Origin of the sequence: Paramicrobacterium fandaimingii (genome assembly GCF_011751745.2) — a bacterium.
Lineage (GTDB): Bacteria > Actinomycetota > Actinomycetes > Actinomycetales > Microbacteriaceae > Paramicrobacterium > Paramicrobacterium fandaimingii.
Window position 1 is genome coordinate 794173 of the sequence record NZ_CP061170.1, and the last position, 25038, is coordinate 819210.

Sequence of the window (25038 nt, forward strand, 5' to 3'; positions counted from 1 at the left end):
CGAGTTGAGGAGACAGGTGGAGATTACACAGGAGCAGGCGGACTGGTTCAAGGGCGCCTTCACGAGCCTCGTCGACAACGTCGATAAGGCGATCGTCGGCAAGCAGGAGGTCATCAGGCTCGTCATTGCGTCGTTGCTGACCGGCGGCCACGTGCTGCTCGAGGACTACCCCGGAACGGGTAAGACCGTGCTGGCGAAATCCCTTGCGAACACGCTCGAGGGCGCAAGCTCCCGCATCCAGTTCACTCCCGACCTGCTGCCGAGCGACGTCACCGGCGTCACCATCTACAACCAGCAGACGCACGTCTTCGAGTTTCACAAGGGGCCGATCTTCGCGCAGATCGTGCTGGCCGACGAAATCAACCGCGCATCGCCCAAAACGCAGAGCGCCCTGCTCGAGGTGATGGAGGAAGGTCTCGTCACCGTCGACGGCGAGACGCATCCTGTCGGAAGCCCATTCATGGTGATCGCGACGCAGAACCCGGTTGAGCAGTCGGGAACGTACAAGCTCCCTGAGGCTCAGCTCGACCGCTTTCTCGTGAAGACCTCGTTGGGCTACCCCGACCGCGACACGAGCGTCAACCTGCTCATGGACGCGGCAAACCGGTCGCGGGCGTCGAGCGTTGAGGCGATCATCAACGCCGAGTCGGTGAACGCCATGATCGACCTCGCCGGGCAGGTGCACGTGGAGCGCTCGATCATGGAGTACATCACCGACATCATTCAGGCGACGCGCGCAGACAAGGATGCCGCGCTCGGGGTGAGCATGCGCGGTGCGCTGTCACTTGCGCGCATCGTCAAGGTGTGGGCGCTCAGCCAGGGCCGCACCTATGCCACGCCGGACGATGTGAATACTCTCGCCGTTCCCGTGCTCGCGCACCGACTGCTGATGGACCCGGAGTCGGAGTTTGCCGGCACCACCGCAGAGCAGGTCATCGACCGCATCCTTCTCTCAGTCACTCCGCCGGCGTACCGCGCAGCATGACAACGACCGTCGAGCACGAAAGCCCGCAGTCGACGACCAGGATGTCGCCGCTGCGGAACCGTGCTGCGACGACGACTCAGAGAGTCAGGCAGGGGCTCGCGACACTCGTCGTGCCGGTGACAGAGGCCGTGCACCCGTTCTTCGCCACCGTCAGTTCGACGGGATGGCTCGTTGCCATTGTGGGGATCGTGCTGCTTGCCGTCGGCCTTGTGCTCGGATGGGCCGAGGTGGTGTTTGTCGGGGCGACGCTCGTCGCCGCGTTCGTCATCGCAGCGCTGTTCACCATTGGCCGTTCGCGGTTCGCCGTCTCTGTGCGGCTGAACCCGCGTCGCGTCACGGTCGGGGAGCGCGCGGTCGGCGAGATGATCGTCACAAATACGGCGCAACGCAACTCACTGGCGACAACGTTCGAGTTGCCGGTCGGAGACGGTCTTGCCGTTTTCGACATTCCGGGGCTCGCTCCAGACGACGGATCGGAAGAGCTGTTTGCCGTACCGACGGCACATCGCGCGGTGATCATCGCCGGGCCCGCCCGCTCGGTGCGTGGCGATCGCCTTGGGCTGTTTCGCCGCAGCGTCGACTGGACAGACCCCATCGAGCTCTTTGTTCACCCGCGCGTCGTGCGACTGCACCCGACCGCCGCCGGGCTCGTGCGCGATCTCGAGGGCCAGATCACCAAGAAGATCACAAACAACGACCTCGCGTTTCATGCACTGCGTGACTACGTGCGCGGCGACGACGTGAGGTATGTGCACTGGCGCAGCTCCGCTCGCACGGGCCAGCTGATGGTGCGGCAGTTTGAAGAGTCGCGTCGCTCGCAGCTCACCATCGTGCACAGCACGAACAAGCGCTATTACGCCAGTGAAGAAGAGTTTGAGACCGCTGTGTCTGTCACCGCGTCTATCGCGACCCAGGTGATCAGGGATGGTACGGAGATCAGCGTCGTCACCGAGGGGATGAGACTGCGCACCCACACGATGCAGGCGATGCTCGACGACACCTGCCGCATGCACGGGTTCGATTCGGACGAGTCGGCGCGCACCTTCGCCCGCGAAGCGACGAAACGGCTTCCGGACCCGAGCGTCGTCGTGATCGTGGCGGGGTCGATGATGGAGCCGTCAGACTACCGCAGCATCCAGAGGCTCTTTTCGGGCGAGGTTAACGTGATCGCCCTGCGCATCACCGAGGGCGGGCAGCCGCGCGTTCAAGACGTTGCGGGACTGCAGGTGTACACGATCGGCACGCTGCGCGACCTTCCGCGCATCATGGAGAAGGCGCAGTGAGCGAGCGGCGCGCGGCGCGAAAATCGAAGCGGCAGGAGGGGCCCGCGTGGAGACGGGCGCTCAGCGGCGTCTTTTCGCGGACGCCGCGCGCCACGCGAACCGCATCACCGTCGATGCCAGGCACGGTCAGTGCGCAGACCTGGATTGACATCGCCGTCGTCGCGGGACTGATTCTTGTCGGCGCGCTCGGCTGGATGCCGGTGTTCGACGGGCGCGCGCACCTGCTCGCCACGGTCGGAGGGCTCGCCGTCGGGCTCGGCGTCGCGTGGTGCAGTCATCGGCTGCGTCTCAACGCGGTGACGACGCTGCTCATGCTGTTCATCGCCTACTTTCTCTTCGGCAGCGCCTTCGCGCTTTCGGGCGACGCCCTCTGGTTTGTGCTGCCGACCCTCGACACGGTGCGCGACCTCGCCGTCGGGGCGGTTTTCGGCTGGACCGACGTGGTGACGCTCGCTGCTCCGGTTGGCGCGCCGCCCCACCTCGTGGTTCTTCCCTACGTGCTGTCGTGCGTGCTCGGCGCGCTCAGCGGCATCCTGCTGATGCGGTGGCTTCCCACCCGCTATCGCACGCTGTGGCGCTGTGCCGCCTTGCTGCTGCTGCCGCTTGTCGCTTTTGTTCTGCCCGTCGTGCTCGGCACGCGGGAGCCGTACTTCCCCGCCGTCCGCGGCCTGATCTTCGCGGTGGTCGCGCTCATCTGGCTGGGCTGGCGTCGCCCCGAGGGAAAGAACATCAGCCTCTCTGAGAAGGCCGGCCTGCGGCGCGCCCGTGTGCTCGGCACCGCTGCTGTTGCCCTCGCGTCCGTCATCATCGGCGGGCTCGCGGCATCCATTCTTCTTCCCCCGGCGGAAAGCCGACTCGTCGTGCGCGACGAGGTGCAGCCTCCGTTCGACCCCGAGCAGTTCGCCAGCCCGCTCTCGGGCTACCGCATCTACACGAAGACCCTCAACGAGACCGACCTGCTGTCGGTGACAGGGCTCATTCCGGGCGATCGCATTCGCCTTGCCGTGATGGACACCTACGACGGGCACCTGTGGAACGTCGCCGGCCCCGAGCTCTCGACAGACGGCTCGGGACTCTACGAGCTCAGCGGCTCGACTCTGCCGACCGCACCGCTCGCCGACATCGTCGACCAGCGCACCATCGACGTCGACGTCGTGGGCTATGCGGGCCCGTGGCTGCCCACCATGGGCGTTCCGGAGGTCATCGACCTCGCCGGGCTCGACCGCGAGCGGTCGTCTGGCTTCCGCTTCAACGCGGCGACGGGCACGGCAGTGCTGATCGATGGTGTCACGACGCACGTCGAGTATTCGATGCGCAGCGGCATTCAGGCGGTTCCCGGCGACGAGTCGCTCATCGACACCCCCGTGGCGTCCGTCGGAATGCCGCCCGTCGAGAAAGTCCCTGACATCGTTGTCGCGACGGCGAAAGAGTACGCGGGTGCCGCCGAATCGCCCATCGAACAGCTGCGCGCCATTGAGTCGGCACTCGTGACCAACGGCTACCTCAGCCACGGTCGAGAGACGGATGCCGCGTCATCGCGCGCCGGTCACGGAGCCGACCGCATGGAAGAGCTGTTCACACGAACGCAGCTGATCGGCGACGAAGAGCAGTATGCATCGGCGATGGCGCTCATGGCCCGGAGCTTCGGCTACCCCGCCCGCGTCGTCATGGGCTTCGCCCCGAAGACGATCATCGAGGGCTCCCCGACGACGGTGACGGGCGACGACGTGACGGCCTGGGTCGAGGTGCCGTTCGAGGGCGTCGGCTGGATTCCGTTCTTCCCCACGCCAGACGAGACCGAGATTCCACAGGAGCAGAACCCCAAGCCGCAGAGCGAGCCTCAGCCGCAGGTGCGGCAGCCACCGCGCTCAGAGAAGCGCCCAGACGACCTGCTGACCGACAGCGAGATCGACGACAAGAAAGACAAAGAAGACGAGAACGCCTTCGCTCTTCCCGGCTGGGCCATCGCGATCATCGCAACGGTGGGCGGCCTTCTTCTGCTGTACCTCGTGCCGTTTGTGATCATCGCCCTGATCAAGCGCCGCCGCGTCAAGCGCCGCCGCCGGGCCGGCCAGCCGCACGCCCGAGCGTCTGGCGCCTGGGATGAGTTTCTCGACAGGCATTCCGAACTCGGGTACGAGGTGCCGGTTCGAACCCGCGCGGGCGTCATCGATGCGCTTTCGGTGCAGAGAGGCACGGATGCCGCGGCGACGGCCACGCTCGACCGCATGGCGTTCGACGCCGACGCCGCCGTCTTCGCCGATGGAGAGGCCGCAGACGAGACGATCGACCGGCTGTGGACGCAGACAGACGAGCAGGCTCGGCTCTCGGCACGGGCGGTAAGCTGGTGGCGACGTCAGGTGAGCCGATTCCGGGTCAGTCGTGCGCGACGAGCTCCAAAGCGGCCGACGGTGTCGAGGAGGAAAGATGAGCGCTGACGACACGTGGAACGGCGTGCCTCTTCCGCCTCGCCCGCCGTTGCCTCCGCTCCCTGACCAGCAGGAGGATCCTCCGAGGGCCCCCGACTCCGTCACGCGCCCCGGCTTCATCGGGCTGCCGCCCGGCATGCAGGCAGACATCGACACCGTTCCGGCATCCGCCGATCGTGTGGCGCCTGCCCCGGTCGGCACGCCGTCGACGCCAGACGGCAATGCGTCAGACATCGACATCGAGTTTGCCGATGGCACCCGCATTCCCATCGACGGAATCGTGCTGATCGGCCGAGACCCGAGCGCGCAGACCGCGTTTCCCGACGCCGAGTTGCGGGCTGTCTCTGACGTCAGTCGCAGCGTCTCGAAGACGCACGCTGCCGTGCAGTGGTCACGCGGCTCGGTGTGGGTGACCGATCTTCACTCGACAAACGGAACCCGCATCGTTGATGCAGCGGGGCGTGAAACCGTGTGCGTGCCCGACGCGCCGACCCCCGCGCCCCGCGATGGGGGGATCCTCTTCGGGCGCGCTCTCGCTTCGCTTCGGGCGAGGAGCGGCGATGGATCCGAATGAGGCACGAGATCCTCGCCTGATCGCTCTTGCGCAGACCGCGTTCGCTGTCGCGCTGTATCTCGCGCTCGTGATCGCCTGCTTCGGCATCCTGAGTCTTCTGACCGACACTGACGTCGTTGACATCGACGCGAGCCTGCTGCTCGGACCGGCGATGATCGGGACGTCCGTCGTGATCGTCGCCCTGCGCATCATCGGTGCCGCCGTGCGACTCGTGCACGAGCGAGAACACGGTGATCTCGCGCTGCGTGTTCCGATCGTCGGCGGCCTGCTCACGGGGGTTCTCGCGCTTCTCGGCTATGTGGTGATCGGCGGGATGCTGCAGGCCGTCGGCCTTCGCGACCCCGAGGTGCTTGTCGGCTTCGCGCTGCACGAGCTGTTGCGGCCGTACAGTCTGGCCCTTGGTGCGCTGGCCATGATTGTTCACATTGCCTTCGTCGTGTCGATCGCGCTCGGCGGCGACGAGCCGAAACGGCCCCTCTGGCCGTGGGAGAAAGACTGACCGCTCCATTGCAGAGTACGGTTGAGGTATGGAGCGGACCCTCGAGGCCAAGGTCGGCAGCGCCGTCGACACGTGGATCGCCTGGCTCCCTCGATGGAAGCCAGCGACCCATCGCGTGCGCACGCGCGTGTGCAGGCGGTGCCTCGGCTCGCCGTTTCTGAAGGCGATCGGGCTTGACTCTGATGTTCCGCACGGCGTTCAGCACGGGCTCACCACGCGCATGAAGTCACTGATCGACGACGTGGTCGATGAGTACACAGAGAAGAACCTGCCGCTTCTGTCACGGGAGCTTCGTGAGTCAGAGAGCCGCAAGGCACGCACATACCAGCCTGACGTGGGCCTTGATCCAGAGTTCGACGGACTGCAGCTCGACCCCGACCCGGTGCCGGGAGAGCCTTTTCTCTTCACGCTCGGCGAGCTTGCCGAAGGCGGTGTGCCAGAATCTGTGCGGCCGGTCGAGCTGAGCGACGAAGAGAAGCAGGCGCTGCGCACAGAGATTCGGTTGGCAGATGAATGCGCCGATCACGCGGGACGGCTGATCTGCCAGCACCTGCAGCAGCATCGAGTGCGTGCACGAGAAGCGATCGCGGTGATGATCGAGCCGCAGGTGAACGCTCTGCTCGACGCGCTTTCAGAGAGTCTCGATGCGCCACCAACCCGCTGGTGACGCGGCTCGGTGGAGAGAAGTACCCCTGGACGACCGTCGCGGTTGACGACAAACTAGTACCACCAACGCACGAGGGGGAGAGATGTCGTACCCACCCAACGACCCACAGCAGCCGTGGCAGCACGGAAACGCGCAGAACAATGACCCGCAGCAGCCGTACGGCCAGCCGCCTCAGCAGCCGCAACAGCCCGAGCAGGCTCCCAATGGCCAGCCCTACCAGCAGCCGCAGCAACCACAGCAGCAGCCCTATGGCCAGCCGCAGCAGCAGCCTCAGCAGCCGCCGTATGGCCAGCCGCAGCAGCAGCCTGCCGCGGCCCCGAACCCGTACCCGCAGACTCCGGGGGAGCAGCAGCCGACTGGCCCGCAGCAGCCCTACACTCAGCAGCAGGAGTACAACTCTCAGCAGACTCAGGTGTATCCGCCGCAGAACACCGGAGCTTACCCGGCGGGAGGCGGTTACGGGGGTGGTGAACCGCCACGCAAGAAGAAGTCGAAAGCTGGCTGGATCGCCGGCGGTTCGGTGCTTCTGCTCGTCATCATCGCCGGCGTCGTCGGCGTCTCGATCGGCAATTCAGCGCATGCCCCGCAGAACCAGGTGACGGCATACCTCGACCTGCTGAAGGCAGGCAAGGCCGAGCAGGCGCTCAAAGACTCGGGCGTCAAGGTCGAGAAGGGCGATGTGCTTCTCACCGACGAGGCGTACAAAGCTGCGGACGACCGCATCTCCAAGTACTCCATTTCGTCGACCGAGGTGAGCGGCGACAGCGCAACAGTGACGGCCTCAGTCTCTCAGGGCGGTGAGACGTACGACCAGACGTTCTCACTCAGCAAGGCTGGCAAGGACTTGGTGATCTTCGACAACTGGAAGCTCGACCCGCCGGACCTCGGTGAGATCTCGTACGAGCTCACCGGTCCGGAGAGCGCTCAGGTTGCCGTGAACGGGGTGACCGTCGCCGAAGGCGGGGACGCGCTTCGCGCCCTCCCCGGCACGTACAAGATCGCGATGGCTGACGACCAGAAGGTCTTCCAGGCTGAAGGCGTCTCGACGACGATTCTCGGCTTCGGCAACGACAGCGAAGAGACTCCGGAGCTGGCCGTCACGCTGTCAGACGAAGGCGTCAAGGCAGCCGAAGGTGCGGTGACCACCTTCCTCGACGAGTGCGAGGCAAAGACCGAGATGGCACCGGATGGCTGCCCAAACACGGCAAGCGATCGTGGTACCAAGAAGGTCGAGGACGTCGTGTGGACGATCGACCCGAAGCCCGACTTCAGCGTCGGGGACTATGACGGTTCGGGCTGGGCAGTGACCACCGGCTCGCCAGGTGAAGCAGACATCTCCGCCACGGTCACATGGCCCGATGACAGCGTCGAGAAGGGTGTCAACCTGCAGCAGCCCGTTGATATCTACGTCGACGGTACCGTCACCTTCGGCAAGGAGGGCAAGGCAACCTTCGAGTGGGACGGACTCTAAGCCGTGATCCACCGATCGGGTTCTGGTTCGTGCCGGCGCGTTAAATGGAGAATGCCGCTCAGATCAGGGAAAATTGAGCTTGTCTAAGAGTCCAATTTCACCAATCCGAGAGGCACCTCGTGGATGCAATTCAAGCATGGTTCGGCGGCTGTGTCAGCTTCATTCGATGACCCGAATCTCGTGTCGGCTGCGGGGCTGGTCCCGGCCATGCGTCTCGCGGTTAAAGCAGGGCTGCATCAGTTCGTGGATCGCTTCTTGACGGTGCCGTCGGACAAGGGCGCGAACGCTGGGTTGAAGGTCGCCTCGCTGGTCGCATGGATATCAGAAGCAGGGATCCGGTTACGGCTATTCCGGAGTGCGTGGCATCAACGCGCTCCTGGCGGCGGTGAAGACGACGGCCAGCGCGCCGGTCGTGGTCGGCCAACGGCTTCGGAAGGTCTCTTGCGGTTCACCACGCGGCGCCGCCCGGCTGATCGGTGACGCACTCGCCACTTTGAAACGCGTCCCCGACATGGCCGGTGCGCGCGTGCTGGTTCGCGCGGACTCCGCTTACTACGGGTTCGCCGCGGTGAACGCCGCACTCACCACCGGCGCCGACGTGTCGATCACAGCGCGGATGGATCCGGCCGTGAAACGCGCGATCGCCACGATCCCGGACGATGGCTGGGAGACGATCAAGTACCCCGATGCCATTTACGACGAGGACACCGAACGGTGGATCTCGAAAGCCGAGGTCGCCGAGGTGCTGGATCAAGGATAAGTGGGCGTCCATCACGTGCGATGTTAGCTCCGGATTAAGGGGTGAGGCTCCGCTCCCGGAGGGGAGGGAGCGGAGCCTCGATCTTGCTTACGTGCTAGGCGTCCCTATTCGTTCCCGCCGATCTCCGCGGCCTGACGGCGTCGAGCTGCGAGGAGGAGCCCACCGCCGAGAAGCAGCGCGAGCAGTCCACCGCCTACTGCCGTCCAGGAAACCGTGCCACCTGTAAAGGGAAGCTCGGCGCTGGCCGGGGTCGGGTCAGCGGGGTTCTGCGTGCAAAGCGGGTTCGTGTCGACGCACTCAGTCGGCGGTGTCTCACCTGAAGGGGTGAGGAAGTTGCCGAGCTGGTGGTCGCCTTGATCGTCGTACGCGAACACTCTCACCGTGTACGTGACCGTTCCTGACTGGCCCGGTTCGACAGTACCGGTGACGGTTAGTTCCCCATCTTCCGGACCCGCCGCTGATAGACCGTCACTGGTCTCCGGTGAGGCGACGAGTTCCGCATCGTCGAGAACGCCTTCCATGTAGTCGACATAGTTAATCGCTGCTGCACCCTCACCGATGTTTTTGAACGTGAGCGTGTAAGTCAGTTCCTGACCAGGCTCCACTGTGGTACCAGATTCCGGGTTCACCGACTTCGATACGACGGTCTCCGGGATCGTGTTCACTGTGCAGTCGGGGTGCTCTGCGTCCGTGGGCACGCAGTCGGGCGGCGGCGTCTCACCGGGCGCGAGCAGGTAGTTCGCTGCGACGTTGTTGCCGCGTTCTTTGTCGGAGCGGAGCGTCACTGTGTAGGTGACTGTTGCTGTCGTTCCGGCTGCGACTTCACCGGTGATGGTGATGTTCTCGCCGTCGCGGACAGCTGTGACGCCGCCCTCCGAAACCGGTTCAACCGTGACATCCGCGTCGTCCAGCACGTCGGTCAGGTTGTCCACCGCCTCAACGACAACGGGGATGTTTCCCGCGCTCTCGAAGTGGAGTGTGTAGGTGAGTGTGTCACCCGCGACCAACGGTGAGCCCGATGCTTCAACGCTCTTCCACTGGTTCAGTGCAGCACCGGGAATGGACACGTTTGCGCACGGGTCAGCGCCCGGAAGTGCGTCATCCTCGGGGACACAGGCTGTATTGTTCAGCAGCTGATCGCCGTCGCCGGTATAGGTCGCTGTGTACTCGATCGTGACCGACTCACCGGCGGCGAGAGCGCCCGTCCAGGTCAGTTCCGGCTCCTCGTAGGTGAGCGTGCCGTCCACGGTCGAGATGGCATCGTCGTTGTACGTGGCATCATCGATGACGTCGGTGAGGTCGTCAGTTACCGCAGCGGGCGCATCGACCGTGAAGTTACCTGGTCCCTCGTTGGTGACAGTCACTGTGTAGGTGACGTCAGTGCCGGCTTCCGGCAGTTCCGTCTCGCTGGCGGCCTTCTCAACCGTCAGGCGAGGCAGTTCGAAGACATCCTCTGCACAGGCAATACCGGTCTCCGGGTCAGTGCCGTCCTCATTCGGCGGATCACATACTGGAGTCTCTGTCTCTGGTGGTGCCCCGTACGCGATGTTACGGCCAACGCCATCGCCACCGGCGATGACTGTCGCTGTGTAGGTCAGCGTGACTGTCTCGCCCGCGGCCAGTGCACCTGTCCACGACAACTTCGGATCGGCGAAAGCAATGTCTCCAGGAAGGTCCGTCTCGGCGTCCTCGTTGTAGGTGGCGTCGTCAAGGACGCCGGAAAGATCATCAGTGAAAGTTGCAGGCTGTTCAGCGGTGTATTCCGTGTCACCTGTGTTCGTCGCCGACACCGTGTACGTCACCGTGTCACCCACACGCGTTTCCTCATCAGCATCCGAGGTCTTCTCGACGTCCATGCAGCGACCGCCGATCGCGATCTCTCCCGTGCCGTAGTCGATGGGGCTATATGCCCAGTCATCGATCACACGCGAGTTGCCCCAGCTGTCACCGGCGAAGTCCCAGCCATGTACGCCACCGGCACTGTCGACACCGGCAGTCCCGTCGAGGACGGGGGTAGTGTTCACACGGTCGTTTGCGAGGTTGGTGTCATCCCAATGAATCGTACTATCGGGGGCGCCCGCGCCGTTGGTGCGGGTGATCTCGATCCCGCTCGTTCGGCCTTCGACATCGCCTTGGGTGACGTGGACCTCGCCCACCTTGTTGAAGAAGATGCGCGCGTTCATCTGCGTGCAATCCTCGATGGCGGTGCCCTCACCATCGAGACCGTCGAAAGTATACGAGTAGCTCTCGGCACCGTCAGCGCCCAACGTCACCACACGGTCTACTGCATCGGCATAGCTGCCGTTCCCATCAGTATCAATCTGCAGCTCGTATGCACCCTCGAAGCGCTCATTGAGCGTATAGGCGAATGTGCCGGAGGCCGCGCTGACCGAATCAGGCGTGAACGCCAAATCTGTGACGGCGAGATCCTCGTCCGTCAACAGCGGGGGCAGGACGTTCCTGGTTCCCGCGGCAGAAGGGGCAGAGGCCGGGAGATCGGGATCCGGCTGGTCAAAGAAGATACGGAACGGTGTGCCGCAGTTCGTGAACCCGCCACTCTTGGACTGATACGTCGGGTTACACTCCGCATCCCCATTGCCGAGGCTGTCGGCAATAATGACCGATCCGAAGCCATGATAATCCCGCAGATTGACGTCGTACTGGTACCCGGTGTCATTTACCAGAACATAGCTGAGATCACGGAAATCGCCCGTATCTTGCAAGATCTGATAGCGGTTCGTCCACACGCGGCCTGTCTCGGCAGCCGCAGCGCTGCTAACCGTGATATCCCAGTCGTATGAAGTGTTGCCATCTTCGGCACCAATTTCGGTTTCGATAGTCCACACGCCAGCGGGTCCCGCGAGGTCGAGGACTTCACAGGTCTCCCCGACCGGCGCATTGACCGGGACCGTACACGACCACACCTCTGTCCCAGCTGGGTCTGTAACGATGAAAGAGTTCGAGCCTGATCCTCTAGTCGCATCCGCAGCCTTGCTGAAAGTAACGTCCAGAGTCTCCCCGTCACCCACATAGGCGAAAAGGTTGTTCGGGTTATACAAGGGCGCGCCGGGCGTGTTCTGCTCGGCGGCCGCTGGGGGCGCCGTCAGCGTTGCCGTCGTCACCGTCAAGCCAGACGCGACAACAGCCGCCGATGCGGCAAGTGCTCCAACTTTCCTTAACCACGTCGGCCGAAGTGGCCCGTTCCCTAATCTTCGTGAAGCTCTACTCGGCCTTATCCGGCGATCAGCGCGTCCTAATATCAATTTTCAGTTCACTTTCCCCTCAACCCACGGCGCAGAACATGCGCCGGAAACGCTCCCCAAGCGGCAACAGAACTCGTGGTAATCACTGTTCCCTCGCAATTCGCGTTGAGTACCGTGTTCCAACCGACTTGCAAAGGGAACCAAGATCTGACGCGTCCTGCACCGCGCGCGAGCTTCTTCCGAAGCAAGCGTCCAATCTCGAAGTGAAAGAGTCCAGCGTGATGCTGCACGATGGCCAGTTTTACGCCCGAATGGCCGGAAATGCGCTAAATCTTCACGTCACGTCGCGAGAGAACCTGCGAGGCATAGAATCAACGGGTGTTCGCTAATCAGAATCAGGAGAGTGCCGAACTCGCTCTCAAACGATTTGGGTGGACTCCAACGTCCTCTACAAGCTCGCTCCTCATCGAAGGAGTCGGCAGACTGGGTTTCCAAGTTGGTAGAGCATGGTCGCCTAAAGGTGAATACGCATCGATTGCGCAACCCGGTGGTATTTTCGTTCTGCTCGCTGTTGAAGGCGGCGCGTGGATTGAGTATGGCGGAGAGCCAGTCCCGGTCAGCGCAAGTGAGTTCATCTTCCTCGACGGCGATACGCCGATTCGGATCTCATTGCGCCAGCCGACGGCTCGTTATATTTGGCGATTCGACGCTACAGTGCTGCGAAACCCGCTCGTCGAACAACGTATGGGTCAGCCACTTCCGCTCTCCTCGGGGGATTGGGGCACAGCGGCAGCTTTGACCAATTCGCTTCTCTCCGCTGACACTAAAGTTGGCGGCTCCTTCCACGCGGCGAAGGCAAGCGAACATCTACTCAGCGCCTTGTTCGAGAATGCGACTCGATCCCATTCCAGCTCCGCGCCCGGGACAGACCAAGTATTTTCACACGCACTTTCCATCATTGAAGAGAGGTTCCAAAACCCCTCCTTTAGAGTCGCTGATTTAGCAAAACAGATGCTCGTTTCCGAGCGAACGCTTCGTCGTTCCTTTGCTTTGATGGGAACAACAGTGAGGAAAGAAATAGAGAAACGCAGGGTTCAAGAGCTCGGCCTGTATCTTCAGACGCCGACTTTGATAACGAGCAAACTGTTCAAGAGATACGCCGAAGCTTCCGGGTTCTCCTCGGCCACGCATGCACGAGCAGCGCTAGAAAGACTCGACGCCCAACGGTGAGGGCCGATCGGACTGTGCGCGTCCAAACAGCATCCGTATTCCTGCCTTAGCCGTGATCCACCGATCGGGTTCTGGTTCGTGCCGGCGCGTTAAATGGAGAATGCCGCTCAGATCAGGGAAAATTGAGCTTGTCTAAGAGTCCAATTTCACCAATCCGAGAGGCACCTCGTGGATGCAATTCAAGCATGGTTCGGCGGCTGTGTCAGCTTCATTCGATGACCCGAATCTCGTGTCGGCTGCGGGGCTGGTCCCGGCCATGCGTCTCGCGGTTAAAGCAGGGCTGCATCAGTTCGTGGATCGCTTCTTGACGGTGCCGTCGGACAAGGGCGCGAACGCTGGGTTGAAGGTCGCCTCGCTGGTCGCATGGATATCAGAAGCAGGGATCCGGTTACGGCTATTCCGGAGTGCGTGGCATCAACGCGCTCCTGGCGGCGGTGAAGACGACGGCCAGCGCGCCGGTCGTGGTCGGCCAACGGCTTCGGAAGGTCTCTTGCGGTTCACCACGCGGCGCCGCCCGGCTGATCGGTGACGCACTCGCCACTTTGAAACGCGTCCCCGACATGGCCGGTGCGCGCGTGCTGGTTCGCGCGGACTCCGCTTACTACGGGTTCGCCGCGGTGAACGCCGCACTCACCACCGGCGCCGACGTGTCGATCACAGCGCGGATGGATCCGGCCGTGAAACGCGCGATCGCCACGATCCCGGACGATGGCTGGGAGACGATCAAGTACCCCGATGCCATTTACGACGAGGACACCGAACGGTGGATCTCGAAAGCCGAGGTCGCCGAGGTGCCCTTCACCGCCTTCGCGTCCAGGAAGAAGAGCGAACGCGTCACCGGCCGGCTTGTCGTGCGGCGCATCCCGGAGTTGAACAAGAAGAACCTCGAGCATCCGACGCTGTTCGACACGCACCGGTTCCACGCGTTCTTCACCACCAGCACCCTGGACACAGTCGAAGCGGACAAGACCCACCGGCAGCACGCGGTGATCGAGCAAGTCCACGCCGATCTGAACAACTCCGCGCTGGCGCACCTGCCCTCCGGCGTGTTCACCGCGAATGCCGCCTGGCTCGTCCCCGCGAGAATCGCGAACTCCGCCCGCCGCATCCGCCTGCACCTGCCCGAGAACTGGCCCTGGGCAACCGAATGGGCGAAGCTATTCGCGATCGCCGCCGCGCCGCCGCCATCTGACCATTCAGCCGAGAACGGCGCAATCAGGAACGCCCAGTGGAACAACCAGACAACCGAGGTCTGGCGGGCCACCCTGCCCTCACAGCGGCCGAGCCCTTCAAGTCAAAATCAAATCCTCACCCAAAGCGCGTCGGTGGATCAAGGATAAGGGAAGACGTGTCACGCGAAAGGCCCGGTTTCTCAACTGGGCCTTTCGTGCGGGTAGGCTGTTGCTTCACCATGCGCAGCGCGGCGGGCGCAGAGCGACTCTGTGACGCTGCTGACCATCTCGGCTTCCATTTGACCGGAAATCGGCGTGCGGGTAATATTTGATGGGTGTGCGCATTTGCGTGCGCTGAATCGTGCCTTCGCGCGGTAAAGCCACGCCGAGGCATTCACATCCTGGGTCGGTTCAGCATGGAACGGCCCCCACGGCATATTCGCCACATGCATCCTTCACATTCTGTCGGATGGGCGGATCGTGGCGGCGCTCGAGCAATCGAGCGCCTCACCATCACATATTCGCTGTCACCGTGCAGCACATAGAGGAGAAGCAGTGCCAACTATTCAGCAGTTGGTCCGCAAGGGACGCAAGTCGAAGTCGTCAAAGACCAAGGCTCCCGCCCTGAAGGCCAACCCCCAGCAGCGAGGCGTGTGCACACGCGTCTACACGACAACCCCGAAGAAGCCGAACTCGGCGATGCGCAAGGTTGCTCGTGTGAAGCTTTCGAACGGCACAGAGGTCACCGCGTACATTCCGGGTGAAGGCCACAACCTTCAGGAGCACTCGATGGTGCTCGTCCGTGGTGGACGTGTAAAGGACCTTCCTGGTGTTCGCTACCGCATCGTTCGCGGTGCGCTCGACACCCAGGCCGTGAAGAACCGCAAGCAGGGTCGCAGCCACTACGGCGCGAAGATGGAGAAGAAGTAATGCCACGTAAGGGACCAGCACCCAAGCGCCCGGTCATTGCTGACCCCGTCTACGGCGCACCGATCGTCAGCCAGCTCGTCAACAAGATTCTTGTTGACGGCAAGAAGGCTCTTGCCGAGCGCATCGTCTATGACGCGCTCGAAGGAGTCGTTGCAAAGAACAGCCAGGATGCTGTCGTCACCCTCAAGAAGGCGCTCGACAACGTTCGTCCGTCCATCGAGGTGAAGAGCCGCCGTGTCGGTGGCTCGACGTACCAGGTTCCGGTCGAGGTCAAGCCTCACCGCGCCAACACCCTCGCACTGCGTTGGCTCGTGAGCTACGCAAAGGGTCGTCGCGAGAAGACGATGACGGAACGCCTCACAAACGAGATCCTCGACGCATCAAACGGCCTCGGTGCCGCTGTGAAGCGTCGTGAAGACACTCACAAGATGGCGGAATCCAACCGCGCATTCGCCCACTACCGCTGGTAGCAGGCAGGAGACGTCCTCCACAGCAGCAGTGCTGTGGAGGACGCCACCACACACCACTTCACTTTCACTTTCCGGAGGAACCCCGTGGCACAAGACGTGCTCACTGACCTGAAGAAGGTTCGCAACATCGGCATCATGGCCCACATCGATGCCGGTAAGACCACTACCACTGAGCGCATCCTGTTCTACACGGGCGTCAACCACAAGCTCGGTGAGACCCACGATGGTGGGGCGACCACCGACTGGATGGAGCAGGAGCAGGAGCGTGGCATCACGATCACCTCTGCTGCTGTGACGAGTTTCTGGAACAACAACCAGATCAACATCATCGACACCCCCGGTCACGTCGACTTCACGGTCGAGGTTGAGCGCTCGCTTCGCGTGCTCGACGGTGCCGTTGCCGTCTTCGACGGCAAGGAGGGCGTTGAGCCGCAGTCCGAGACGGTGTGGCGTCAGGCCGACAAGTACGACGTTCCCCGCATCTGCTTCGTCAACAAGATGGACAAGCTCGGTGCTGACTTCTACTACACGGTCGACACCATCAAGAGCCGCCTCGGTGCGAAGCCTCTCGTGCTTCAGCTTCCGATCGGCGCCGAGAGCGACTTCGTCGGAGTCGTCGACCTGATCGAGAAGCGGGCACTCGTGTGGCCCGGCGACTCGAAGGGTGACGTCACAATGGGCGCCAAGTTCGAGGTGCAGGACATTCCCGCCGAGATGCAGGACACGTTCGACGAGTACCGCACACTTCTGCTTGAGACCGTCGCAGAGACAGATGACTCCCTCATGGAGAAGTACTTCTCCGGCGAAGAGCTCACCGTCGACGAGATCAAGGCTGCCGTTCGCAAGCTCACCGTCAACAGCGAGATCTACCCCGTGCTGTGCGGTTCGGCCTTCAAGAACCGCGGTGTGCAGCCGATGCTCGACGCGGTCGTCGACTTTCTTCCGTCGCCGCTCGACGTGCCCGCCATCGAGGCGCACGACCCGCGCGATGAAGAGAAGGTCATTCTTCGGCACGCCGACAGCACCGAGCCCTTCTCGGCTCTTGCCTTCAAGGTTGCCGTTCACCCGTTCTTCGGGCGCCTCACGTACATTCGCGTGTACTCAGGACACCTGGACAGCGGGGCGCAGATCGCGAACTCCACGAAGCAGAAGAAGGAGCGCATCGGGAAGATCTTCCAGATGCACGCCAACAAGGAGAACCCCGTCGATTCCGTGACGGCCGGCCACATCTACGCGGTGATCGGTCTGAAGGACACGACGACGGGTGACACGCTCTGCGACCCGAAGGATCAGGTTGTCCTCGAGTCGATGACGTTCCCCGAGCCAGTTATCGAGGTCGCCATCGAGCCGAAGACCAAGGCCGACCAGGAGAAGCTGTCGACGGCTATTCAGAAGCTTGCCGAAGAAGACCCGACGTTCCGCGTTGAGCTCAACGTCGAGACCGGTCAGACGGTCATCAAGGGCATGGGCGAGCTGCACCTCGACATTCTGGTCGACCGCATGAAGCGCGAGTTCCGCGTCGAGGCAAACGTGGGCAAGCCCCAGGTCGCCTTCCGCGAGACCATCCGCAAGGCGGTGCCTCGTCACGACTACACCCACAAGAAGCAGACCGGTGGATCCGGCCAGTTCGCGAAGATTCAGTTTGCACTCGAGCCGCTTGAGGTCGAGGGCGACAAGATCTACGAGTTCGAAAACAAGGTGACCGGTGGTCGCGTTCCGCGCGAGTACATCCCTTCGGTCGATGCCGGCTTCCAGGACGCGATTCAGGTGGGAATTCTCGCGGGGTACCCGATGGTCGGCGTCAAGGCGACGCTGCTCGACGGTGCTGCGCACGATGTCGACTCATCGGAGATGGCGTTCAAGATCGCCGGATCCATGGGTATGAAAGAAGCCCTCCCCAAGGCCAGCCCGGCTCTTCTCGAGCCGCTCATGGCTGTTGAGGTGCGTACTCCCGAGGAGTACATGGGTGATGTCATCGGCGATCTCAACTCTCGCCGTGGCATGATCCAGTCGATGGAGGATGCGTCGGGTGTCAAGGTGATTCGCGCCAACGTCCCCCTCTCGGAGATGTTCGGATACGTCGGTGACCTGCGGTCGAAGACCTCAGGCCGTGCCGTGTACTCGATGCAGTTCGAGACGTACGCCGAGGTCCCGAAGGCTGTTGCCGACGAGATCATCCAAAAGGCTAAGGGCGAATAACCCTTGCCGCTGGGCGCCGGCTGTGTACACGGTGCGGCGCCCGGTCGTCACCTAGTAACATAAATACACAAATCCCCGTAGAGATATCGGTCGCAATCCAGTGCCCGCTGTATCTACACGAGAGTCCTGAGGAGGACCACAGTGGCTAAGGCCAAGTTCGAGCGGACCAAGCCGCACGTAAACATCGGAACGATCGGTCACGTCGACCACGGTAAGACCACTCTTACCGCGGCGATCTCGCACGTTCTCGCAATCAAGTACCCGTCTGACGTCAACGTTCAGCAGGACTTCGCCAGCATTGACTCGGCTCCTGAAGAGCGTCAGCGCGGCATCACGATCAACATCTCGCACATCGAGTATGAGACCCCGAAGCGTCACTATGCACACGTTGACGCCCCGGGCCACGCTGACTATGTGAAGAACATGATCACCGGTGCTGCTCAGATGGACGGCGCGATCCTCGTGGTTGCTGCCACTGACGGTCCGATGGCCCAGACTCGCGAGCACGTCCTGCTCGCCAAGCAGGTCGGCGTTCCCTACCTCGTTGTGGCTCTGAACAAGTCCGACATGGTTGACGACGAAGAGATCATGGAACTCGTCGAGCTTGAGGTTCGCGAGCTTCTCTCGAGCCAGAGCTTCGACGGCGACAATGCGCCGGTCATCCAGGTCTCGGCTCTCAAGGCTCTTGAGGGCGACGAGAAGTGGGAGCAGGCAATTGTCGACCTCATGCAGGCCGTCGATGACAATGTTCCCGACCCCGAGCGCGACAAGGACAAGCCGTTCCTGATGCCGATCGAGGACGTCTTCACGATCACCGGTCGTGGAACCGTCGTCACCGGCCGTGCCGAGCGCGGTACTCTCAAGATCAACTCCGAGGTCGAGATCGTCGGCATCCGCCCGACGCAGAAGACCACGGTCACGGGTATCGAGATGTTCCACAAGCAGCTCGACGAGGCATGGGCCGGCGAGAACTGTGGTCTCCTCCTCCGCGGCACCAAGCGCGAGGACGTTGAGCGCGGTCAGGTCGTCGTGAAGCCGGGTTCGGTTACGCCGCACACCAACTTCGAGGGAACCGCTTACATCCTCTCGAAGGACGAGGGTGGACGCCACAACCCGTTCTACACGAACTACCGCCCGCAGTTCTACTTCCGCACCACTGACGTCACCGGCGTCATCTCACTGCCCGAGGGCACCGAGATGGTCATGCCCGGCGACACAACGGACATGTCGGTCGAGCTGATTCAGCCGATCGCTATGGAAGAGGGCCTCGGCTTCGCAATTCGTGAGGGTGGACGCACCGTTGGTGCTGGCACCGTCACCAAGATCAGCAAGTAGTCTTCGCGACTATCGATCTCTTTCGGGGTCGGGCCTTCGGGCCCGGCCCCGTTTGCTTTGTCACAAAACCCCTGTCCTCCTGCTGAGGGTGGGCACAATGGAAGGCGAACCAGTCCGTCGCTATTCAGGAGGCATCATGGGACTCTTCGACAAAGGCAAGGATCTGTACGAGCAGAACAAAGACAAGATCGACGACGCAATGCACTCGGAAAAAGCCGAGAACATCAGCGATCAGGGTCTCGACAAGGCATCGGATGCCGCGGACTCGCTCTCGGGCGGCAGGTTTGCTGACCAGATCGACGGCGCCCGCGATTCTCTCGACGAGAAGATCGGCGATGAGTAGCTGACGCTGCACGAAGCACCACCCGGAGGAGGGACCGAAATCGGGCCCTCCTCCGGTTGTCTGTCACGGCTTTTCCGAGACAATCCTGGGAATCGCGCCCCCGGCCCCTCATCGCGACACGCCCGGGTTGCACAATGCCCGGATATCTGGCAAACTCAACTAGTTCAGTATTTCGGACGCGTCGTGTGGCGTGCCTTCCGGATCACTGCCAGGCAGTGCATAGACCGCAACGATGTCTAGGCCGCAGGCAGCAGAACACCGACTTAATCACTGATGCAATTTCGCCGCGTATTTGCGTGCCCGGAAACGGGGCCGAATCGGGTGAATGGTGGTGAAGCTTGACAGTAGAACAGTGGTACGCAGAGCAGTGCCAGCGCCGAAGGGAATTCCCGACGGCGCACAGTAAAGAGCGTCCAATGCGAGCAAATCGTAAGACGCACGACAGAGAGTGAGTCACAGATGGCGGGACAGAAGATCCGCATTCGACTTAAGTCGTATGACCACGAGGTCATCGACACCTCGGCGCGCAAGATCGTCGACACAGTCACCCGCGCGGGTGCCCAGGTCGTCGGCCCCGTGCCGCTTCCGACCGAGAAGAACGTGGTGTGTGTCATTCGCTCACCCCACAAGTACAAGGACAGCCGCGAGCACTTCGAGATGCGTACCCACAAGCGGTTGATCGACATCGTCGACCCGACTCCGAAGGCCGTTGACTCGCTTATGCGTCTCGACCTGCCGGCAGACGTCAACATCGAGATCAAGCTCTAAGGGAAGTCATGGCTACGCAGAACAAGACCAGCAAGGGTCTGCTCGGCAAGAAGCTGGGCATGACTCAGGTGTGGGACGACGAAGGCAAGGTCGTTCCCGTCACCGTTATCGAGATCGCTCCGAACGTTGTTACGCAGGTGCGCACCCCCGAGGTCGACGGCTACAACGCCGTGCAGATCGCCGCAGGCGAGATCGACCCGCGCAAGGTGAACCAGCCCTCGGCCGGACACTACAAGAACGCAGGCGTCACCCCCCGCCGCCACCTCACCGAGGTGCGCACGGACGACGCTTCTGACTACTCACTCGGTCAGGAGCTCACACTTGACGGCGTGTTCGAAGCCGGCCAGAAGATCGACGTCGTCGGCACGTCTAAGGGCAAGGGTTTCGCCGGTGTCATGAAGCGCCACAACTTCCAGGGCGTCTCCGCATCGCACGGTGCTCACCGCAACCACCGCAAGCCCGGATCCATCGGCGCATCGGCTACCCCCGGTCGCGTCTTCAAGGGACACCGCATGGCCGGCCGCATGGGCGGCGACCGCGTAACTGTGCTGAACCTCACGGTTCACGCAATCGACGCGGACAAAGGTTACATGCTCGTCAAGGGCGCGGTTCCCGGTCCCCGTGGCCGCATCGTTTTCGTTCGCAACGCAGTGAAGGGAGCGTAGTTCAATGGCTACCTCGCTCGACGTTATCGACGCCAAGGGCAAGAAGACCGGTTCGGTCGAGCTTCCCGCTGAGGTGTTCGACGTTCAGGCCAACATTCCGCTGATCCACCAGGTTGTCGTGGCTCAGCAGGCTGCAGCCCGTCAGGGAACTCACAAGACCAAGGGTCGCGGTGAGGTCTCAGGCTCCGGTGCAAAGCCGTTCAAGCAGAAGGGCACAGGCCGCGCTCGTCAGGGTTCGGTCCGCATGCCTCAGCACACCGGCGGTGGCATCGTCCACGGACCCGTGCCTCGCGACTATGGCCAGCGCACCCCCAAGAAGATGATCCAGGCAGCACTGCGCGGGTCGCTTTCCGACCGCGCTCGTGGCGGACGCATTCACGTTGTCGAGACCTTCGCGGTCTCTGACGAGCGTCCGACAAAGAACGCTGTCGAGTTCCTCGCCACGGTCGCCGAGTCGAAGCACATCCTCGCGGTCATCGAGCGCAGCGACGAGGCAAGCCGCCTCGCTGTGCGAAACATCCCGACTGTGCACGTTCTCACCTACGACCAGCTCAACGCGTACGACGTTCTCGTCTCAGACGACATCGTCTTCACGTCTGCAGCACTCGACGGCTTCATCGCCGGTCCAGCTGCGGGCAAGTCGGTCACGGCGACAGCGAGCTCGGCTGAAGCAACTGAGGAGGTCTCGGCATGAGCCAGACAGTCAAGGACCCCCGCGAGATCATCATCGCGCCGGTCGTTTCCGAGAAGAGCTACGGCCTGATCGACGAGGGCAAGTACACGTTCATCGTCGACGACCGCGCGAACAAGACAGAGATCAAGTTCGCGATCGAGAAGATCTTCAGCGTCAAGGTTGCGTCGGTCAACACCCTGAACCGTCAGGGCAAGACTCGTCGCACTCGCTTCGGCATCGGCAAGCGCAAGGACACCAAGCGCGCCATTGTGTCGCTGAAGTCCGGTTCCATCGACATCTTTACGGCTGTCGGCTAGGAGTACAGGAATAAACAATGGCTATTCGTAAGTACAAGCCCACGACCCCGGGTCGCCGCGGCTCGAGCGTTTCCGACTTCGCCGAGATCACGCGCACGACGCCCGAGAAGTCGCTCCTGCGCCCGCTGTCGAAGACCGGTGGCCGCAACAACCAGGGACGCATCACGACCCGTCACATCGGTGGTGGCCACAAGCGCCAGTATCGCGTCATCGACTTCCGTCGCCATGACAAAGACGGCGTGAACGCCAAGGTCGCTCACATCGAGTACGACCCCAACCGCACAGCACACATTGCGCTGCTCCACTTCGTCGACGGCACGAAGCGCTACATCCTCGCGCCGCAGAAGCTCAAGCAGGGCGACGTCGTCGAGTCCGGTGCGGGCGCTGACATCAAGCCGGGAAACAACCTCCCGCTGCGCAACATCCCGACCGGTACCGTCGTGCACGCCATTGAGCTGAAGCCCGGCGGAGGAGCGAAGCTCGCTCGTTCGGCCGGCGCATCGGTTCGACTCGTCGCAAAGGACGGCCCCTACGCGCAGCTTCGTCTGCCGTCGGGTGAGATCCGCAACGTCGACGCTCGCTGCCGGGCAACGGTCGGCGAGGTCGGCAATGCCGAGCAGTCGAACATCAACTGGGGCAAGGCCGGACGCAGCCGCTGGAAGGGCGTTCGCCCGACGGTGCGCGGTGTCGTCATGAACCCGGTCGACCACCCGCACGGTGGTGGCGAGGGCAAGACCTCTGGTGGACGCCACCCGGTCAGCCCGTGGGGCCAGAAGGAAGGCCGCACGCGTCACCCCAACAAGGAAAGCGACAAGCTCATCGTTCGTCGTCGGCCCACCTCGAAGAAGCGCAAGTAGGAGTTGTAGAAGATGCCACGCAGTCTCAAGAAGGGCCCCTTCGTTGACGAACACCTGCTCCGCAAGGTGGTAGTCGCGAACGAGGCTAAGAACAAGAACGTCATCAAGACCTGGTCGCGCCGCTCGATGATCGTGCCGGCAATGCTCGGTCACACCATCGCGGTGCACGACGGTCGCAAGCACATCCCGGTGTTCGTCACCGAGAGCATGGTCGGTCACAAACTCGGCGAGTTTGCCCCGACCCGCACCTTCCGTGGTCACGTGAAGGACGACAAGAAGGGCCGTCGCCGCTAACGCGGGGACGTGAAGGAGGAATAGAAATGGTGGAGTCGATCGCACGCGTGCGACACATCCGCGTCACCCCCATGAAGGCCCGCCGCGTTGTCAACCTTGTCCGCGGCAAGCAGGCGCAGGAGGCACTGGCCATCCTGAAGTTCGCCCCGCAGGGTGCTTCGGAGCCCGTCTACAAGCTGGTTGCTTCGGCCATTGCCAACGCCCGCGTGAAGGCAGATGCCGAGAACAGCTTCCTCGACGAGCAGGACCTGTACATCACCAAGGCATTTGTTGACGAGGGTGCGACCCTCAAGCGGTTCCAGCCGCGTGCCCAGGGCCGCGCATACCGCATCAACAAGCGCACAAGCCACATCACGATCGTCCTCTCGACGCCTGATGAGGTAAGCGCAGCCACGGAAACAAAGAAGGCGAGCAACTAATGGGCCAGAAGGTAAACCCGTACGGCTTCCGTCTTGGTGTCACAACCGACCACGTTTCGCGCTGGTTCGCTGACAGCACCAAGCCAGGACAGCGTTACAGCGACTATGTCGCAGAAGACGTCAAGATTCGCAAGCTGCTGACCACGTCGCTGGACCGCGCAGGCGTTTCGCGCATCGAGATCGAGCGCACCCGTGACCGCGTGCGTGTGGACATCCACACGGCCCGCCCGGGAATCGTCATCGGTCGTCGCGGCGCGGAGGCCGAGCGCATCCGTGGTGAGCTCGAGAAGCTCACGAAGAAGCAGATTCAGCTCAACATCCTCGAGGTGAAGAACCCCGAGGCCGACGCTCAGCTCGTTGCACAGGGCATCGCAGAGCAGCTCGCCGCACGCGTGGCATTCCGCCGCGCAATGCGCAAGGGCCTGCAGGGTGCTCAGCGCGCAGGCGCAAAGGGCGTTCGCATTCAGGTCTCTGGCCGTCTTGGCGGTGCCGAGATGAGCCGGTCGGAGTTCTACCGCGAAGGACGCGTGCCGCTGCACACGCTCCGCGCGAACATCGACTACGGCTTCTACGAGGCACGCACGACGTTCGGCCGTATCGGCGTGAAGGTCTGGATCTACAAGGGCGACGTCACAAACAAGGAACTCGCTCGTGAGCAGGCGAACTCAAAGCCAAGCCGCGAGCGCAACGAGCGTCCGCGTCGCCAGCAGCGTGAGGCTCAGGCGCCGGTCGCAGAAGGAGCCAGTGCTTAATCATGTTGATTCCCCGCAGAGTTAAGTTCCGCAAGCAGCACAGGCCGGTTCGCACCGGTCAGGCTACAGGCGGCACCAAGGTCAGCTTCGGTGAGTTCGGCATTCAGGCGCTCACCCCCGCATATGTGACCAACCGCCAGATCGAGGCAGCTCGTATCGCGATGACCCGTCACATCAAGCGTGGTGGAAAGGTGTGGATCAACATCTACCCCGACCGTCCGCTCACCAAGAAGCCGGCTGAGACCCGCATGGGTTCCGGTAAGGGCTCACCCGAGTGGTGGGTTGCAAACGTCAAGCCCGGTCGCGTGCTGTTCGAGGTTGCAGGTGTCGACGAGACGCTTGCCCGCGAGGCACTCACCCGTGCAATTCACAAGCTGCCCCTCAAGGCACGCATCATCAAGCGCGAGGAGGGCGACGCGTAATGGCGATCGGATCCAAGGAGCTCACCCCCGCTGAGCTCGACACATTTGAAGACGAGCGTCTTACTGACGAGCTGCGCAAGTCGAAGGAAGAACTTTTCAACCTTCGATTCCAGGCAGCTACTGGTCAGCTCGAGACGCACGGGCGACTGCGCGCTGTCAAGCGTGACATCGCTCGCATCTACACGGTTATCCGCGAGCGTGAGCTCGGCATCCGCGCCACACCGGTCGCTGTCGAGACTCCCGCAAAGGAGACCCGCAAGAGCAAGAAGGCCAAGGCTGCCGAAGAGGCAACCGAGGCTGACGAGACGAAGGAGGCCTAGA

Annotated in this window: 24 protein-coding genes and 2 pseudogenes; 25 read left to right on the plus strand and 1 reads right to left on the minus strand. The window is 62.6% G+C overall.

Annotation, left to right across the window (positions count from 1 at the left end; all coding sequences use genetic code 11):
• Positions 1 to 16 precede the first annotated feature (16 nt).
• From HCR84_RS03795 to HCR84_RS17600, 8 genes and pseudogenes are all read left to right on the plus strand, one after another.
• A complete protein-coding gene (locus tag HCR84_RS03795) occupies positions 17 to 985 on the plus strand; it encodes an AAA family ATPase (RefSeq protein ID WP_195706682.1) in 969 nt (322 codons plus the stop codon).
• Positions 982 to 2268, plus strand: a complete 1287-nt coding sequence (locus HCR84_RS03800) for a DUF58 domain-containing protein (RefSeq protein ID WP_166984466.1) — start codon at positions 982 to 984, stop codon at positions 2266 to 2268. Before HCR84_RS03795 ends, HCR84_RS03800 begins: the two co-directional genes overlap by 4 nt.
• The gene (locus HCR84_RS03805; RefSeq protein WP_166984467.1) at positions 2265 to 4706 is read left to right on the plus strand and encodes a transglutaminase TgpA family protein; all 2442 of its coding nucleotides are present in this window, start codon (positions 2265 to 2267) and stop codon (positions 4704 to 4706) included. The genes HCR84_RS03800 and HCR84_RS03805 overlap by 4 nt, the downstream gene beginning before the upstream one ends.
• Complete coding sequence (locus tag HCR84_RS03810) at positions 4696 to 5271, plus strand: FHA domain-containing protein (RefSeq protein WP_166984468.1); 576 nt, start codon at positions 4696 to 4698, stop codon at positions 5269 to 5271. The genes HCR84_RS03805 and HCR84_RS03810 overlap by 11 nt, the downstream gene beginning before the upstream one ends.
• The gene (locus HCR84_RS03815) at positions 5258 to 5770 is read left to right on the plus strand and encodes a DUF6121 family protein (protein ID WP_166984469.1); all 513 of its coding nucleotides are present in this window, start codon (positions 5258 to 5260) and stop codon (positions 5768 to 5770) included. The genes HCR84_RS03810 and HCR84_RS03815 overlap by 14 nt, the downstream gene beginning before the upstream one ends.
• A 28-nt stretch (positions 5771 to 5798) precedes the next feature.
• On the plus strand, positions 5799 to 6437 hold the full coding sequence (locus HCR84_RS03820; protein ID WP_166984470.1) for a spermidine/putrescine ABC transporter substrate-binding protein: 639 nt from the start codon (positions 5799 to 5801) through the stop codon (positions 6435 to 6437).
• 82 nt (positions 6438 to 6519) lie between these two features.
• Positions 6520 to 7908, plus strand: a complete 1389-nt coding sequence (locus tag HCR84_RS03825) for a zinc ribbon domain-containing protein (RefSeq protein WP_195706683.1) — start codon at positions 6520 to 6522, stop codon at positions 7906 to 7908.
• A 123-nt stretch (positions 7909 to 8031) separates the two neighbouring features.
• Positions 8032 to 8653, plus strand: a pseudogene (locus HCR84_RS17600) (IS1380 family transposase); the annotation flags it as partial.
• 119 nt (positions 8654 to 8772) lie between these two features.
• Here HCR84_RS17600 and HCR84_RS03835 read toward each other — a convergent pair.
• The gene (locus HCR84_RS03835) at positions 8773 to 11790 is read right to left on the minus strand and encodes a DUF7927 domain-containing protein (RefSeq protein WP_195706685.1); all 3018 of its coding nucleotides are present in this window, start codon (positions 11788 to 11790) and stop codon (positions 8773 to 8775) included.
• A 459-nt stretch (positions 11791 to 12249) separates the two neighbouring features.
• Between HCR84_RS03835 and HCR84_RS03840 the strand changes: the two genes are divergently transcribed.
• The 17 genes and pseudogenes from HCR84_RS03840 to rpmC all read left to right on the plus strand — a co-directional run bounded on the left by HCR84_RS03840 (position 12250) and on the right by rpmC (position 25037).
• Positions 12250 to 13101: an AraC-like ligand-binding domain-containing protein gene (locus HCR84_RS03840; RefSeq protein WP_166984472.1), complete on the plus strand. Its 852-nt coding sequence runs from the start codon at positions 12250 to 12252 to the stop codon at positions 13099 to 13101.
• 172 nt (positions 13102 to 13273) lie between these two features.
• Positions 13274 to 14285, plus strand: a pseudogene (locus HCR84_RS03845) (transposase family protein); the annotation flags it as partial.
• Positions 14286 to 14828: 543 nt separating this feature from the next.
• Positions 14829 to 15203 carry a 30S ribosomal protein S12 gene (gene rpsL, locus HCR84_RS03850; RefSeq protein WP_166984473.1) on the plus strand — a complete coding sequence of 125 codons (375 nt, stop codon included), beginning with the start codon at positions 14829 to 14831 and terminating at the stop codon, positions 15201 to 15203.
• A complete protein-coding gene (gene rpsG / locus HCR84_RS03855; RefSeq protein ID WP_166984474.1) occupies positions 15203 to 15673 on the plus strand; it encodes a 30S ribosomal protein S7 in 471 nt (156 codons plus the stop codon). Before rpsL ends, rpsG begins: the two co-directional genes overlap by 1 nt.
• An 84-nt stretch (positions 15674 to 15757) precedes the next feature.
• A complete protein-coding gene (fusA, locus tag HCR84_RS03860; RefSeq protein WP_166984475.1) occupies positions 15758 to 17872 on the plus strand; it encodes an elongation factor G in 2115 nt (704 codons plus the stop codon).
• Positions 17873 to 18013: 141 nt separating this feature from the next.
• On the plus strand, positions 18014 to 19207 hold the full coding sequence (gene tuf / locus HCR84_RS03865) for an elongation factor Tu (protein ID WP_166984476.1): 1194 nt from the start codon (positions 18014 to 18016) through the stop codon (positions 19205 to 19207).
• Positions 19208 to 19343: 136 nt separating this feature from the next.
• On the plus strand, positions 19344 to 19550 hold the full coding sequence (locus tag HCR84_RS03870) for an antitoxin (protein ID WP_166984477.1): 207 nt from the start codon (positions 19344 to 19346) through the stop codon (positions 19548 to 19550).
• Between the two features lie 459 nt (positions 19551 to 20009).
• Complete coding sequence (gene rpsJ / locus HCR84_RS03875; RefSeq protein WP_098409068.1) at positions 20010 to 20318, plus strand: 30S ribosomal protein S10; 309 nt, start codon at positions 20010 to 20012, stop codon at positions 20316 to 20318.
• An 8-nt stretch (positions 20319 to 20326) separates the two neighbouring features.
• Positions 20327 to 20983: a 50S ribosomal protein L3 gene (gene rplC, locus HCR84_RS03880; protein WP_166984478.1), complete on the plus strand. Its 657-nt coding sequence runs from the start codon at positions 20327 to 20329 to the stop codon at positions 20981 to 20983.
• Between the two features lie 4 nt (positions 20984 to 20987).
• Positions 20988 to 21677: a 50S ribosomal protein L4 gene (rplD, locus tag HCR84_RS03885; RefSeq protein WP_166984479.1), complete on the plus strand. Its 690-nt coding sequence runs from the start codon at positions 20988 to 20990 to the stop codon at positions 21675 to 21677.
• Entirely contained in the window at positions 21674 to 21973 is a 300-nt protein-coding gene (rplW, locus tag HCR84_RS03890; RefSeq protein WP_166984480.1) for a 50S ribosomal protein L23, read from the plus strand. Before rplD ends, rplW begins: the two co-directional genes overlap by 4 nt.
• A 17-nt stretch (positions 21974 to 21990) precedes the next feature.
• Positions 21991 to 22830, plus strand: a complete 840-nt coding sequence (rplB, locus tag HCR84_RS03895; protein WP_166984481.1) for a 50S ribosomal protein L2 — start codon at positions 21991 to 21993, stop codon at positions 22828 to 22830.
• Between the two features lie 12 nt (positions 22831 to 22842).
• Positions 22843 to 23124 carry a 30S ribosomal protein S19 gene (gene rpsS, locus HCR84_RS03900; protein ID WP_166984482.1) on the plus strand — a complete coding sequence of 94 codons (282 nt, stop codon included), beginning with the start codon at positions 22843 to 22845 and terminating at the stop codon, positions 23122 to 23124.
• 26 nt (positions 23125 to 23150) lie between these two features.
• The gene (gene rplV / locus HCR84_RS03905; RefSeq protein WP_166984483.1) at positions 23151 to 23543 is read left to right on the plus strand and encodes a 50S ribosomal protein L22; all 393 of its coding nucleotides are present in this window, start codon (positions 23151 to 23153) and stop codon (positions 23541 to 23543) included.
• Complete coding sequence (rpsC, locus tag HCR84_RS03910; RefSeq protein WP_166984484.1) at positions 23543 to 24295, plus strand: 30S ribosomal protein S3; 753 nt, start codon at positions 23543 to 23545, stop codon at positions 24293 to 24295. Before rplV ends, rpsC begins: the two co-directional genes overlap by 1 nt.
• 2 nt (positions 24296 to 24297) lie before the next feature.
• Positions 24298 to 24717 carry a 50S ribosomal protein L16 gene (gene rplP / locus HCR84_RS03915; RefSeq protein WP_098409060.1) on the plus strand — a complete coding sequence of 140 codons (420 nt, stop codon included), beginning with the start codon at positions 24298 to 24300 and terminating at the stop codon, positions 24715 to 24717.
• Positions 24717 to 25037 carry a 50S ribosomal protein L29 gene (gene rpmC, locus HCR84_RS03920; RefSeq protein WP_166984485.1) on the plus strand — a complete coding sequence of 107 codons (321 nt, stop codon included), beginning with the start codon at positions 24717 to 24719 and terminating at the stop codon, positions 25035 to 25037. The genes rplP and rpmC overlap by 1 nt, the downstream gene beginning before the upstream one ends.
• Position 25038 lies beyond the last annotated feature (1 nt).